Source organism: Brucella sp. RRSP16 (genome assembly GCF_052246815.1).
Lineage (GTDB): Bacteria > Pseudomonadota > Alphaproteobacteria > Rhizobiales > Rhizobiaceae > Brucella > Brucella intermedia.
On record NZ_JBQQAM010000001.1, the window covers coordinates 606,865 to 620,161 of the forward strand.

Consider the following 13,297-nt stretch of genomic DNA (forward strand, 5'->3'; position numbering starts at 1 on the left):
ATTATTTTGATGATCGGTCGCTATTAGTTGATTATATTATCCCTGTTTAGATGTAATGACTTATGTAATCAGAACAACATCGAAGATGCACGCCTGTGGGCAGCTAACGTAGCGATTTCGATCTCCGCCCTGTTGCTTTTCAGGAAAACTCGCCTATTGATTGCCGTGACCGATCATATTGGGGGTATTCATGCAGCGCATTTTTCTGGCTTTTCTGAACTCCATGCGGGCACTGAAATATCTCGCGGGACATGAAAAGGCCGTCCAACAGGAATTGGTGCTGTTTCTCCTATCGTTGCCGGTGGCGTATTTTCTTGCGCCGACCTGGCTCACTTTCCTCTTCATGGTCGGCTCGATCCTGTTTCTTCTCCTCGTGGAAGTATTGAACACCGGTATCGAGGCAACTTGCGATGCCGTTTCCCGGGATTTTCACAAGGAGATCCAGATTGCAAAGGACTGCGGGTCGCTCGCTGTCCTGATTTCCATTGTGTTCGTCGTTGCCGTCTGGGGCTACATTCTCGCCAATACCTATCTGGCCTGACAAACAAAGCGTTGATTGATTGCATCCGTTGCATTTGCTTGCCCAAGCGCGCTAAAGCTTGGACATGTTAGCCTCTCACGAGAATCTCGCCATGCTCCGTATTGCCGTTGCGCAACTCAATCCCGTCATGGGTGATATCGCCGGAAATCTGGCAAAGGCACGTGCCGCGCGCGCTGAAGCCGCCAGAATGCAAGCCGATCTCATTCTTTTTACGGAATTGTTCATCTCAGGATATCCGCCGGAAGATCTGGTTCTGAAACCATCTTTTCTTGCTGCGTGCGAAAAGGCTGTTCGTGATCTGGCGAACGACACCTCGGACGGAGGGCCGGGCGTCATTATTGGTACGCCGCTCAGTCGTGAAAGTGGTCTGCATAACTCCATTGTCGTTCTGGATAGCGGCGAGGTTATTGCGGAACGGTTCAAGGTGGATCTGCCGAATTATGGCGAGTTTGATGAGAAGCGGGTATTTCAGTCCGGCCCAATGCCGGGCCCGGTCAACTTCCGTGGTGTTCGCATCGGAATACCGATCTGTGAAGACATTTGGGGTGAACTCGGTGTAGCTGAAACCCTGGCGGAGAGCGGCGCCGAGATCTTGCTTGTGCCGAATGGTTCGCCCTATCACCGCGCGAAGATGGATCGGCGTCATCAGGTGGTTCTCAAGCAGGTGATCGAAACCGAGTTGCCGATGGTCTATGCCAATCAGGTCGGCGGGCAGGATGAGTTGGTCTTCGATGGTGGATCGTTCGCCTTCAACGCCGACCGGTCGCTCTGTTTGCAAATGCCGCAGTTTGCGGAGCAAATCGTACTCACCGTATGGCATAGGCATAATGACGGCTGGCGCTGCGAAGAGGGCGAGAAAGCTAATCTTCCAGAAGGACTCGAAGCTGATTATTCCGCCTGCATGCTGGGTTTGCGGGATTATGTGAACAAGAATGGTTTCAAGGATGTGGTGCTTGGGCTTTCGGGCGGCATCGACTCGGCGATCTGTGCGGCACTGGGTGTAGACGCCCTGGGCAAGGATCGCGTGCGCTGCATCATGCTGCCTTACCGCTATACATCCGACGAATCGCTGAAAGACGCAGCTGACTGTGCAAAAGCGCTCGGTGTTCGATACGATGTTGTGCCGATCGCTGCACCGGTCGAAGGCTTTCTTGAAGCGTTGCATCCGCTGTTCTCGGGAACCGAAAGCGGTGTCACCGAAGAAAATCTGCAGAGCCGCGCACGTGGAACCATTCTGATGGCGGTTTCGAACAAGTTCGGTTCGATGGTTGTTACCACGGGCAACAAGTCCGAAATGTCGGTGGGCTATGCCACGCTTTATGGCGACATGAACGGCGGGTTCAACCCGATCAAGGACGTCTACAAGATGCAGGTCTATGCAATGTCGGAATGGCGCAACAACCATGTACCGACTGGTGCGCTTGGACCATCAGGAGAAGTGATCCCGCAAAATATCATTTCCAAGGCGCCATCGGCCGAACTGCGCGAAAACCAGACCGATCAGGATAGTCTGCCGCCTTACCCGGTTCTAGACGACATCCTTGAATGCCTTGTCGAAAACGAAATGAGCAACACCGAGATCGCTGCGCGGGGGCATCCGCTCGAAACAGTCCAACGGATTGAACACCTGCTCTATCTGGCTGAATACAAGCGCCGCCAGTCGGCGCCCGGTGTAAAAATTACCAAGAAGAATTTCGGACGCGATCGCCGCTACCCTATAACGAACCGCTTCCGCGACCGCTGAAAGACAATAAAATGACTGTGACCGTTCGTTTTGCTCCGTCACCAACGGGCTATATTCATATAGGCAATACGCGTACAGCGCTGTCAAACTGGCTCTTCGCGCAAAAGAATGGCGGCAAGTTCATTCTGCGCTATGACGACACTGATGTTGAACGCTCCAGGGACGAGTATGCGCAGGCAATTGCAGTCGATCTTGATTGGCTGGGCGTTAAACCGGATCGCGTGGAATATCAGTCGAAACGTTTCGATGTTTATGGCAGGGCGGTCGAAAAGCTGAAGCAGGCCGGGTTGCTTTATGCCTGCTACGAAACGGCGGATGAGCTGGAGCGTCGTCGTAAGCTTCGCCTCGCGCGTCGCTTGCCACCCGTTTATGGCCGCGAGGGCCTGAAGCTCACGGACGAAGAGAAAGCAGCCTTCCAAGCGGAGGGGCGCAAGCCCCATTGGCGTTTCCTGCTGCCAAATTTCGATGCCGATCCTTTTAACACCAAGCGTACTGAGGTGCATTGGGACGATCTGGTCCGCGGCCCGCAGACGGTGGATCTTGCCTCGATGTCCGATCCGGTACTGGTGCGCGAGGATGGCACCTACCTCTATACGCTGCCCTCTGTGGTCGATGACATTGATCTCGGCATCACCCACATTATTCGTGGTGATGACCACGTGACCAATACGGGTGTGCAGATCGCGATTTTCGAAGCTCTTGGTGCCAAAGCGCCCGTTTTTGGTCACCACAATCTGCTGACGACGATTTCAGGCGAGGGGCTTTCAAAGAGAACCGGGGCTCTATCGGTAGGATCGTTGCGCGAAGCTGGATTCGAGCCTATGGCCGTAGCTTCGCTTGCTGTTCTGATCGGCACATCGGAAAGTGTTTCGGCTTCCCCAAACATGGAAAGCCTGGCTGAGAGGTTCGATCTGGCTTCGATATCGAAGTCGTCGGCGAAGTTTGACCCCGCGGAACTCGATACACTCAATCGCGCCCTGCTGCACGAGATGCCGTTTTCAGAAGCCAAGTTGCGCTTGGCGGCATCGGGTATTTCCGGCGACAAGGCCGAACCCTTCTGGCTCGCGGTACGGGGAAATCTCGACCGCTTCAAGGATGTGGCTCATTGGTGGGCTATCGTTGACGGCGAGTTACCAGAAACGCCGGATTTCTCGGAAGAAGATCGCGCTTTCCTGGGAGAGGCTTTCACTCTTCTGCCACCAGCGCCCTGGGATCATCAAACCTGGAAAATCTGGGCTGATTCCGTGAAGGCAGCAACAGGTCGCAAGGGCAAGAATCTTTTCATGCCGCTACGCCTGGCACTCACGGGGCAGGCGCATGGTCCGGAATTGGCTGACTTGCTAGTGCTGCTTGGTCCGGAAAGAACTCTGAGCCGACGACCCTGACTTTTGTGTTTGCGGTATAGGCGCGCTCAGCAGGCGGGGTGGATGTGACCGGCGCAACATAGGTCGGTGCGTTTGACGTTTGCGTTATCGGGGAGGAGTTGTAGTTCACTTCCTCGGCTTTGACGGGAGCGACCGTTTCATAGACCGGTAATGTAACCGTGGCGACGGATTTGGTGATCGGCCTGGCGGGGGTCTTGATCTTCCGCTGCGGAATGTGAGCGGCTTTCGGCTGAACTTTTTTGGGTACGACGACCCAGGAGGCTTTGCATAATTTGACATGCTTGGACGGCGATGGGCGTCCGGCAATTGCCATATTCAACTCGTGAACGCGCTCGTGCAAAGTTCTTGTTTCCGTTGTCAGCCGATCCATCTTTGTCAGCAATTTGGTGCACTGGGCTGATTTTGCCGCTGGAGCAAACAAAGTTCCCAGGCAACGATCCTGAGTTGCTGTCTTTCGCAAAACCGAGAGATTGGTTTCGTTTCGATCCAGAAGTGACTGGGTAATGAGAAGTTGCTTTCTAAGCTGTTTCTGTTCCTTGGGCGAGCATAATTCTGCGGGAGGTACCGTTGTGCAGCCGGCCAACGCTCCCGAAACTATCAAAAGTACTGAGTAAAACAAATTTCTATTAGAACACTGTGAAATAATAGACATGATTTCCTCGTGTGTGATAGCGATTAAAACATGTTTGAAGAATATAGTAAATTAAATATTAATGGCGAGTATACCTAAATATACTCGCCACCAACTGTACTTATATTAAGTAATTCTAACTTAGTTTTGGATGATTAACCTCTTTTGCGAAGAGTTTCTCCGGATTTCTGCAAAGCCTCAACCACTGCCAGAGCGGTCATATTGACAACGCCACGTGAGGTGACGGAAGGGGTCAGAATATGAGCTGGTCGAGCTGCTCCGAGCAGAATTGGCCCCACATGCAGCGCGTCTGTAACCATCTTGACCACATTCAGCGTAATGTTTGCAGCGTCGAGGTTCGGGAACACGAGAAGGTTGGCTTCACCTTTCAGACGCGAGTTCGGGAAAACGCGGTCGCGAAGGGCCTGCGAGAGTGCCGAATCGCCATGCATTTCACCATCAGACTCAAGTTCAGGCGCCTTTTCGGCGAGAATTGCCGCTGCTTCGCGCATTTTTTCCGCGCTTGCTGATTCTTTCGATCCGAAATTCGAATGCGACACCAGCGCCGCTTTCGGTTCGATACCGAAGCGGCTGATTTCTTTAGCGGCAAGAATTGCCATTTCGGCGACTTCGTTCGCGCTCGGTTCGACGTTGACATAAGTGTCTGTGAGGAACAGCGCGCCGCGTTGCGAGATGAGCAGGCTCAAAGCCGAATAGTCGCGGATGCCGGGAACCTTGCCGATAATCTGGCGCACGACACGAAGATGGCGTTCGAAGCGGCCTTCAAGACCGCAGATCATGGCGTCAGCTTCGTCACGCATGACGGCCAGGGCGGCAATAGCGGTCGAATTCGTACGTACGATGGTGCGCGCGGCTTCCGGTGTGACGCCTTGTCTGCCAGTATAGGACAGATAGAGATCGACGTAGTCGCGATAGCGCGGATCGTCTTCGGGATTGATGAGTTCGAAATCCGTTCCCGGTCGGATTTTCAGGCCGTAGCGGCGCAGGCGCGTTTCGATAACCTGCGGGCGGCCGACGAGGATCGGAGCGGCGACGCGCTCTTCGATCACAACTTGGGCTGCACGCAATACGCGTTCATCTTCGCCATCGGCATAAATTACGCGCTTTGGCTTTTCCTGTGCGCGAGCCGCGGCAAAGACCGGCTTCATGATGAGGCCGGACCGGAAAACGAAGCGATTGAGGCGATCGAGATAAGCTTCCATGTCTTCGATCGGACGCGTCGCCACGCCTGTTTCCATGGCGGCCTTGGCCACTGCCGGGGCGATGCGGAGAATCAGGCGCTGATCGAATGGCGAGGGGATGATATAGTCAGGTCCGAAAGTGGGCGTATCGCCGGAATAAGCGCGTGCGGCGACATCGGAAGGCTCTTCGCGGGCGAGCGCGGCAATCGCGCGAACCGCCGCGAGCTTCATTTCTTCGTTGATCGCAGTGGCACCGACATCGAGCGCGCCACGGAAGATATAAGGGAAGCAGAGGACGTTGTTGACCTGGTTCGGATAATCCGAACGTCCGGTGCAGATCATGGCGTCGGCGCGGGCAGCACGGGCCTCTTCCGGCATAATTTCCGGCTTCGGGTTGGCGAGTGCCATGATGAGAGGCTTTTCGGCCATCTGCTTGAGAAGTTCGGGCTTCAGCACGCCTGCGGCCGAAAGGCCGAGGAAAACATCGGCTCCGCCGATAACGTCTGCCAGCACGCGCGCGTCGGTCTTTTGGGCGTAAACTTCCTTCCAGCGATCCATCAGCGTGTTACGGCCTTCGTAGACGACGCCTTCGAGATCGCAGACCCAGATGTTTTCGCGCTTTGCACCGAGATTGACGAGCAGATTAAGGCAGGCAAGGGCCGCTGCACCTGCTCCTGAGGTGACAATCTTGGCGTCGCTGATTTTCTTGCCAGCGAGTTCCAGGCCGTTCAGCACTGCGGAAGCCACGATAATCGCCGTGCCGTGCTGGTCGTCATGGAAGACAGGGATGTTCATTTTTGCGCGAAGCTGCTCTTCAACTTCGAAGCACTCAGGTGCCTTGATATCTTCAAGATTGATACCGCCGAAAGTTGGCTCCAAGGCAGCGACTACATCGACGATGCGATCGATTTCGTGCGCGTCGATTTCGATATCGAACACGTCGATATCAGCAAATTTTTTGAAAAGGACGGCCTTGCCTTCCATGACCGGCTTGGAAGCAAGTGCACCGATATTGCCAAGGCCAAGAACCGCAGTGCCGTTCGATACGACGGCGACGAGATTCCCCCGGGCGGTGTATTCGGCAGCCGTTGCAGGGTCTTCGTGGATCGCGAGGCAGGGAGCGGCTACACCGGGCGAATAGGCGAGCGCCAGATCTCGCTGGTTGCCAAGGGGCTTTGTCGCCTGAATTTCCAGCTTTCCGGGCTTCGGATAACGGTGAAAGAACAAGGCTGCTTCATCGAAATCCGAACGGGAAGTGGAAGGTGTTTTCTTGGTCATGGTCGCATCGCTTTCCAAAATTTCTTGTGCAGGGCAAAAGCTTGTTTGCACGTGGAGGAAACGGTGACATCCCGTTTCTGCACGCAGCTTTCGCTCACAACTTCCGCACGCTGGGCCATTATTGTTCTTAGTCTATCGGCTCAAGTCTCAGTAGGCCCGTTTTCGAGAATGAGTTTTTCCAAATTTGCAGATCTATCGTTTGGTGCTGTTAAAACGCACTCTGATAAGCGCCGCCATCGATAACGAGATTCTGCCCGGTAATGAACCCGGAATGTTCCGAGCAAAGGAAGGCGCATGCCTGCCCGAATTCCTTCGGCTGGCCAATTCGCCCGGCAGGAATTGCCGACGCTCGCTTCGCAGCTTCCGCATCGGGCGTTGTGCCATTCTTCTGGGCGGAAAATGCAAAGCCGCTGCGAAGCCGGTCTGTGTCGAAAGCGCCGGGGAGAATGTTGTTGATCGTCACGTTGGAGGCTGCGACCGTCCGGGCGACACCGGCGAGAAACGCGGTAAGACCGGCGCGAGCCCCGGATGAAAGATCGAGGCCAGGAATAGGCGCGTATACAGACGTCGATGTGATGTTGACGATACGACCGAACCGGCGCTCGACCATTCCGTCGATCACGGCTTTGATCAACTCCAGAGGAGTAACCATATTCTGCGTTACACCTCGAAGGATCGCATCGCGATCGAGAAGGCGGAAATCCTTGAAGGCCGGTCCGCCGTTATTGTTGACGAGAATGTCAGGCGCAGGACAGGCGGAAAGCAGTTCAGCCTGTCCTTCAGCGGTGGATACATCCGCGGCAACAGCGTCAACCCTTACATTAAATGCCTGCCGAATTGCTTTCGCGGTTTCTGCGAGGGTTTGCTCATTTCGCCCATTGAGAACCAGGTCGCACCCGGCCTCGGCGAGTGCCTCTGCACAGGCTCGTCCGAGCCCCTTGCTGGAAGCGCACACAATTGCTTTTCGACCTTTCAGGCCCAAATCCACGGCTTCATCCTCGCAATTCATTCAGTTTTCAAGACATGCCACCAAGCAAGCAGTCTGATCAACCGGATTCTGGTTCATCGGCTCATATGTCCACCTTTTAGGGCAGAAACCGTGTTACTCGAGAACAAAATTTGGTGAGTTCCGCTATTCAAGCGGAGGCGTAAACTCTGCTCTTGGCCGTATCAGCGATCCACTATCCGCCTGTTCCAGCGCATGAGCAAGCCACCCTGCGATCCGCGCGAGCGCAAACAACAACAGTGGCGCATCTGACGGAAGTCCATAGATTTCAGTCACTGCGGCGAGGGCGAAATCGACATTCGGTTTCTCACCAAGAATATCTGCAGCGGATTGTTCAAGATCGCGATAAGGCGCGGGTAGTTCCAGATGTTTCAGCAGGGCGGAAGCACGGATATCCCCGGTTTCGCCGTAAAGCGGATGACCGAACAAATGAAGTTGGGCACCTTGCCTGAGCAGGTCCTTGATGGTGGCTTCGGCGCCTATCTGGCGGGCTTGTGCGATGATTGTCGTTGCGGCAGTTGCGGCACGTCCATGTCGCGGGCCGATCAATGTAGATAACCCGGCAAGAACTGCTGCGGAAAGTGGCGCTCCTGTCGAGGCCGCAACGCGGGTGCCAAATGCTGATGCGTTGAGTTCATGATCAGCCAGAAGCACCAATACACGCCGGATCACATCGCTCGCCCGCGGCTTTTGCCAGGCTGACGCAATGCGTTCATGCATAGGGGCGCTGGATGAGGGAACGTCAAGGATCGTATTGTGGAATAACTGCAGCAGAGCGAAAGCCTCTTGCTGCAGGATTGCCGTGGAACGTCCGGAACTGGGCAGATCATTCGCTGCCCGAATGGCAAAGACGGTAAACAACCTTTCCAACGGTGAAGATTGTGGCTGATGTCTGCGGAGCTTCGTCTCGTCGAAATTGCTGGCACTGGTATCGAAATTCATCTGCCATAGCAGGGCGGCCACTTCTTCCAAGGTTGCTGTTTCGGACAGTTCGACCGCGTCACGACCGCGATAAAGCAGGCGACCGTCGACAATGGTCGAAATGCCCGAACGCATGATGGGAAGCCCCCAACGAATAGTATCGGCTGCAACAACACTGTCTCTTTTACGACCGGGACGCCTCTCGGCCAATCGATGAACGTCCTCCGATCTGTAGAGGCTGCGTCTGGGGTCGTCGGGCAGGGGCTTGGAACGAATGCGGCCGCGGCTGACGTTGGCATAAAGGGTTTGCGGCTTTGTCTGAAGAATGGAAAGCGCTTCCTCCGCTGTGAGCCAGTTCATTGTTGCTCCCAACATTGATCGATTTCATCAAGATTGACGTCAATTATACTTGGAACCAATGTCGAAAGGCAAACAAGGAGAAATACCATGAATAGCGGACTTGAAGATGTGGTTGCTGCCGAAACCGTGCTGTCTGATGTTGATGGGCTTGCAGGCAGGCTGGTCATCCGCGGTCGATCGCTGGATGATCTGGTCCCCCACAGCAGCGTCGAAGATGGAATTGAACTTTTGTGGGACGGATTCTTCGAACAACTCCCGACAGGAGAAGAGCTTCAGAAGGCGCTCGGCGAAGCCCGCTTGCAGGTATTTCATCACACGGATGCTCTTGATGACGCACTGATGGAGTTGTCGCCGCTGGAAGCACTGCGTGCCTTGATGGCTCGCATCCCAGACGAGAACGATTTGACAGCCGCCTTGCATCTGATGGCCGCACCGGCAGTTTTCACAACCGCCATTTTGCGTGAACGCAAGGGGCGGCGCCCCATCCGCCCTGATCCCACACTGCCGCATAGTGCGGACATACTCCGCATGATGAATGCCGGAATGCCTGACGAAGTGGAAGTTGCCGGGCTGGATACTTATCTCATGGCGGTTTGCGATCATGGATTGAACGCCTCGACATTCGCCGCCCGCGTCGTGGCATCGACACGTGCTGGCCTGACTTCTTCCCTGCTCGCCGCCATCAGTGCGCTGAAAGGACCGTTACACGGTGGAGCTCCGGGTCCCGTACTCGATATGCTTGATGCCATTGGCAGGCCTGATAACGCAGAGTGGTGGCTTGAATCGGCAATTGCCGACGGAGAACGGTTGATGGGCTTCGGTCATCGGGTCTATCGCGTGCGCGACCCGCGTGCCGACGCCCTGAAAGGCGCCTTGAAGCGTATAGAATCCCTTGGGCATGAGCGTGGAAAACACCGGGTTGAGTTGGCGGAGGCGGTGGAAAAGGCAGCCATAGCAATTCTCAGGCGCCACAAGCCGGATCGGGCTCTCGAAACCAATGTCGAGTTCTATACCGCCCTTTTGCTTGAGCAACTGGGTTTCCCTCGCGAGGCATTCACCTGCGTCTTTGCAATGGGCAGAACCATGGGGTGGATAGCTCACTGCCGAGAGCAGATCGCGACCAACAAGCTCATTCGTCCGCAATCGCGTTATGTTGGTCCAAAGGTGGAGCTCGTAGCTTGAAACATAGTCAGCGCATTCGAAGCTGTGTGAAGTTGCTCATCGCACCATAAAAACAGCTGTCATATCGCTGTGACAGGAATCGGGTTTTCTGCGCTCAGATCAGGTTGCCATTGAAGGGGACAACCAATGAGCGCAGATGCTCCGCAGCCCAGAAAACTCCGAACGCTATTCATTTCGGATGTGCATCTCGGTTCAAAAGCAGCACAGGCTGAACTGCTTTTGGATTTTCTCCGTTATCATGAAGCGGAGACAATCTATCTCGTAGGGGATATTGTCGATGGATGGCGCCTGCGGCGCAATTGGCATTGGCCGCAGGAACACAATGATGTGGTCCAGAAACTGCTTCGCAAAAGCCGCAAGGGCGCGAATATCATCTACATCGCCGGCAACCACGACGAATTCCTGCGAAATTTCCAGGGAACGCATTTCGGCGGCATCGAAGTGATGAACCGGGCGATCCATGAGACGGCAGACGGTCGGAAGTTTCTGGTCATCCATGGCGACCAGTTCGATGTAGTTGTCCGCAATGCTCGCTTCATCGCTTATCTCGGCGATTGGGCATATGACAGTGCGATCTGGATAAACACCGTCATGAGCCGTGTCCGCTCGCTTTTCGGATTGCGCTACTGGTCATTTTCAGCCTGGGCGAAATTCCGGGTCAAGAAGGCGGTAAATTTTATCGGCCAGTTCGAGAATGTGGTTTCTGAAGAGGCGCAGCGTATTGGTGTTGATGGAGTGATCTGCGGTCATATCCATCATGCGACAATCGAAAGCATGAATGGCGTCGAATACATCAACACGGGTGACTGGGTGGAAAGCTGCACCGCTGTGATCGAACATTTTGACGGTCGGATGGAACTCGTCGAATGGACCGAACGCCGTGACCACCGCCCGAAGGCAGGACGCGTCAATTTCGACAGCGAAGAGCATGACGAGGGCAGGATAATCCAACTGCCGCGCCCCGTTCGCGAATTGGCGAACCTTCGCCAATGAAGAAAATTGTCATCGTCACCGACGCCTGGCATCCACAAGTCAACGGCGTCGTGCGCACGTTGACCAAGTGTCATGATCTGATGATCGAACGGGGATATGACGTCACTGTCGTGTCCCCATTAGACTATAGATCAGTTCCGTGTCCGACATACCCGGAAATCCGGCTGGCCTTGACGACACCGGGCGCGCTCAAGCGGCGCTTAAAAACCATGCAGCCGGATTTCGTGCATATTGCAACTGAAGGCCCGCTTGGATTTATGGCTCGACGTGCCTGTCTGAAAATGGGGTGGTCCTTCACGACGAGTTTCCACACACGGTTTCCAGAATATCTGCAGGAACGCTTTCCGGTCCCTCCGAGTTGGACCTACGCATTCCTTCGGCGTTTCCACAATGCGGCCCGGCACACGCTCGTGCCTACCCAATCCATACTGGATGACCTCAAGGCCCGTGGCTTTACGCAACTGGATCTCTGGACGCGCGGTGTCGACCGTACATTGTTCTACCCCCGACCCGAGGTGCCGAAGGAATTGCCCCGACCGGTGTTTATCTGCGTGGGACGAGTCGCGGCAGAAAAGAACCTGCCTGCATTTCTGGAACTCGATCTTCCCGGCACAAAGCTGATTGTCGGAGACGGGCCCTCCCTTAATGATCTGCAGGCGCGGTTTCCGGAAGTGGTGTTCGTCGGGAAACGCGAAGGCGAAGCGCTGGCCCAGACTTATGCCGCAGCAGACGTGTTTGTCTTTCCTAGCCGAACGGATACGTTCGGTCTCGTTTTGCTTGAAGCGATTGCATCCGGCCTGCCGGTCGCAGCCTATCCGGTCCCCGGATCACGAGATGTTGTCGGTGTTACCGGTGCAGGCGTTCTTTCCGAAGACCTAGGCGAGGCATGCTTGGCCGCCCTGGAGATGGAGCCGTTTGAGCCTGCAACAGTGCTCAAACAATTCACCTGGGATGCCTGCGCCGATATCTTTGAAAGTGCGCTCGCTCCGGTCAACGGGACAGGGAGCGAGAGCTATCAACGCGCAGATCAGCCCCAGACGGCAGCTTCCGGCGGATAGACCAAAGCGCCTTCATAACGCAGGCCGGGATTGCGGTCATGGGCCAGAAGCAGCGGTCCATCTAGGTCGACCACATTGGCTTTCTGGGCAAGCAGGACTGCCGGCGCCATACCGAGCGACGTGCCGACCATGCAGCCGACCATGATCTGAAGCCCCAGGTCGATCGCCTTGTCCCGCATGATGAGGCCTTCCGTCAGCCCTCCTGCTTTATCGAGCTTGATGTTGACAGCGTCATAGCGTTTGGCAAGTTCTTCAAGGCCCACCGACGTATGAACGCTCTCATCGGCGCATATAGTGACCGGTCGTTCGATTTCACTGAGAATCTGATCGTTGTCGGCTGGCAAGGGCTGCTCGATAAGGACGACACCTGCTGCGGCGGCGGCGCGCATGTTCTCGGCAATATTGTCGGCTGTCCATCCCTCGTTCGCATCGATGATGATCCGGCTGTTCGGAGCAGCATCTGCGACGGCGCGGATTTTCTCGATATCGTTTTCACCGCCCATTTTCACCTTGATAAGAGGATAATGAGCGACTTTTGCCGCTGATTCCGCCATTTCGGAAGGCGTGCCAAGCGAAACGGTGATTGCCGTTTCGAGGGGGTGTGGCGGCATACCGAGCATATCGGCAACGCTTTTGCCCGATTGCTTTGCTTCGAGGTCCCATAGAGCGCAATCGACTGCGTTGCGTGCAGCTCCAGCAGACATCAAACTCTGAATATCCTTTCGCGTCGCGCCGTTCTCGATAGCGGAGCGGACGGCCTCTATCTGGGCGCTTACGCTTTCGATACTCTCGCCATAGCGTGCGTAAGGAACGCATTCGCCACGTCCTTGACGAGAACCGTTGCTGATCGCACACACAACAACAGCGGCCTCTGTCTTGGAGCCTCTGGAGATTGTGAATTTTCCGGCGATGGGATAGCGTTCTACAGTGATATTCAAGGTATTGTGCATAGAGATGCCCTCTGGGACGCAGTATTTCGGTCGTTCAACGACTCGT

11 protein-coding genes are annotated in these 13,297 nt (G+C 55.2%); 6 read left to right on the top strand and 5 right to left on the bottom strand.

Features of this window, described 5'->3' with window-relative positions; translation table 11 throughout:
• Positions 1-190 precede the first annotated feature (190 nt).
• The 3 genes from ACS5UA_RS02905 (at position 191) to gltX (ending at position 3,670) form a co-directional block, all read left to right on the top strand.
• Positions 191-541, top strand: coding sequence for a diacylglycerol kinase (locus tag ACS5UA_RS02905; RefSeq protein ID WP_025089515.1), 351 nt, complete (start codon positions 191-193; stop codon positions 539-541).
• Between the two features lie 64 nt (positions 542-605).
• A complete protein-coding gene (locus ACS5UA_RS02910) occupies positions 606-2,285 on the top strand; it encodes an NAD+ synthase (RefSeq protein WP_036592383.1) in 1,680 nt (559 codons plus the stop codon).
• Positions 2,286-2,296: 11 nt separating this feature from the next.
• Positions 2,297-3,670 carry a glutamate--tRNA ligase gene (gltX, locus tag ACS5UA_RS02915; RefSeq protein ID WP_021585183.1) on the top strand — a complete coding sequence of 458 codons (1,374 nt, stop codon included), beginning with the start codon at positions 2,297-2,299 and terminating at the stop codon, positions 3,668-3,670.
• Here gltX and ACS5UA_RS02920 read toward each other — a convergent pair.
• The 4 genes from ACS5UA_RS02920 to ACS5UA_RS02935 all read right to left on the bottom strand — a co-directional run bounded on the left by ACS5UA_RS02920 (position 3,588) and on the right by ACS5UA_RS02935 (position 9,068).
• Entirely contained in the window at positions 3,588-4,322 is a 735-nt protein-coding gene (locus ACS5UA_RS02920; RefSeq protein ID WP_080697252.1) for a hypothetical protein, read from the bottom strand. The two genes, gltX and ACS5UA_RS02920, sit on opposite strands and share 83 nt — an antisense overlap.
• Positions 4,323-4,456: 134 nt before the next feature.
• A complete protein-coding gene (locus ACS5UA_RS02925) occupies positions 4,457-6,781 on the bottom strand; it encodes an NADP-dependent malic enzyme (protein ID WP_006470512.1) in 2,325 nt (774 codons plus the stop codon).
• 208 nt (positions 6,782-6,989) lie between these two features.
• Positions 6,990-7,769 carry an SDR family oxidoreductase gene (locus ACS5UA_RS02930; RefSeq protein ID WP_063882410.1) on the bottom strand — a complete coding sequence of 260 codons (780 nt, stop codon included), beginning with the start codon at positions 7,767-7,769 and terminating at the stop codon, positions 6,990-6,992.
• Between the two features lie 144 nt (positions 7,770-7,913).
• Positions 7,914-9,068 (bottom strand): citrate synthase, encoded by a 1,155-nt coding sequence (locus tag ACS5UA_RS02935; RefSeq protein ID WP_443101131.1) that lies wholly within the window; start codon positions 9,066-9,068, stop codon positions 7,914-7,916.
• 87 nt (positions 9,069-9,155) lie between these two features.
• On the opposite strand from ACS5UA_RS02935, the gene ACS5UA_RS02940 reads away from it, so the two are divergent.
• From ACS5UA_RS02940 to ACS5UA_RS02950, 3 genes are all read left to right on the top strand, one after another.
• A complete protein-coding gene (locus tag ACS5UA_RS02940) occupies positions 9,156-10,250 on the top strand; it encodes a citrate synthase/methylcitrate synthase (protein ID WP_021585180.1) in 1,095 nt (364 codons plus the stop codon).
• Positions 10,251-10,376: 126 nt separating this feature from the next.
• Positions 10,377-11,243, top strand: coding sequence for a UDP-2,3-diacylglucosamine diphosphatase (locus ACS5UA_RS02945; RefSeq protein ID WP_021585179.1), 867 nt, complete (start codon positions 10,377-10,379; stop codon positions 11,241-11,243).
• Complete coding sequence (locus ACS5UA_RS02950; RefSeq protein ID WP_021585178.1) at positions 11,240-12,301, top strand: glycosyltransferase family 4 protein; 1,062 nt, start codon at positions 11,240-11,242, stop codon at positions 12,299-12,301. Before ACS5UA_RS02945 ends, ACS5UA_RS02950 begins: the two co-directional genes overlap by 4 nt.
• Here the strand turns inward: ACS5UA_RS02950 and dgcA are convergent.
• Complete coding sequence (dgcA, locus tag ACS5UA_RS02955) at positions 12,271-13,251, bottom strand: N-acetyl-D-Glu racemase DgcA (RefSeq protein ID WP_021585177.1); 981 nt, start codon at positions 13,249-13,251, stop codon at positions 12,271-12,273. The two genes, ACS5UA_RS02950 and dgcA, sit on opposite strands and share 31 nt — an antisense overlap.
• Positions 13,252-13,297: the final 46 nt, after the last annotated feature.

Bases quoted from the DNA above. Each gene is read 5' to 3' on its own strand.
- ACS5UA_RS02905 (WP_025089515.1), top strand. From the start codon at position 191: ATGCAGCGCATTTTTCTGGCTTTTCTGAACTCCATGCGGGCACTGAAA.
- ACS5UA_RS02910 (WP_036592383.1), top strand. From the start codon at position 606: ATGTTAGCCTCTCACGAGAATCTCGCCATGCTCCGTATTGCCGTTGCG.
- gltX (WP_021585183.1), top strand. From the start codon at position 2,297: ATGACTGTGACCGTTCGTTTTGCTCCGTCACCAACGGGCTATATTCAT.
- ACS5UA_RS02920 (WP_080697252.1), bottom strand. From the start codon at position 4,322: ATGTCTATTATTTCACAGTGTTCTAATAGAAATTTGTTTTACTCAGTA.
- ACS5UA_RS02925 (WP_006470512.1), bottom strand. From the start codon at position 6,781: ATGACCAAGAAAACACCTTCCACTTCCCGTTCGGATTTCGATGAAGCA.
- ACS5UA_RS02935 (WP_443101131.1), bottom strand. From the start codon at position 9,068: ATGAACTGGCTCACAGCGGAGGAAGCGCTTTCCATTCTTCAGACAAAG.
- ACS5UA_RS02940 (WP_021585180.1), top strand. From the start codon at position 9,156: ATGAATAGCGGACTTGAAGATGTGGTTGCTGCCGAAACCGTGCTGTCT.
- ACS5UA_RS02945 (WP_021585179.1), top strand. From the start codon at position 10,377: ATGAGCGCAGATGCTCCGCAGCCCAGAAAACTCCGAACGCTATTCATT.
- ACS5UA_RS02950 (WP_021585178.1), top strand. From the start codon at position 11,240: ATGAAGAAAATTGTCATCGTCACCGACGCCTGGCATCCACAAGTCAAC.
- dgcA (WP_021585177.1), bottom strand. From the start codon at position 13,251: ATGCACAATACCTTGAATATCACTGTAGAACGCTATCCCATCGCCGGA.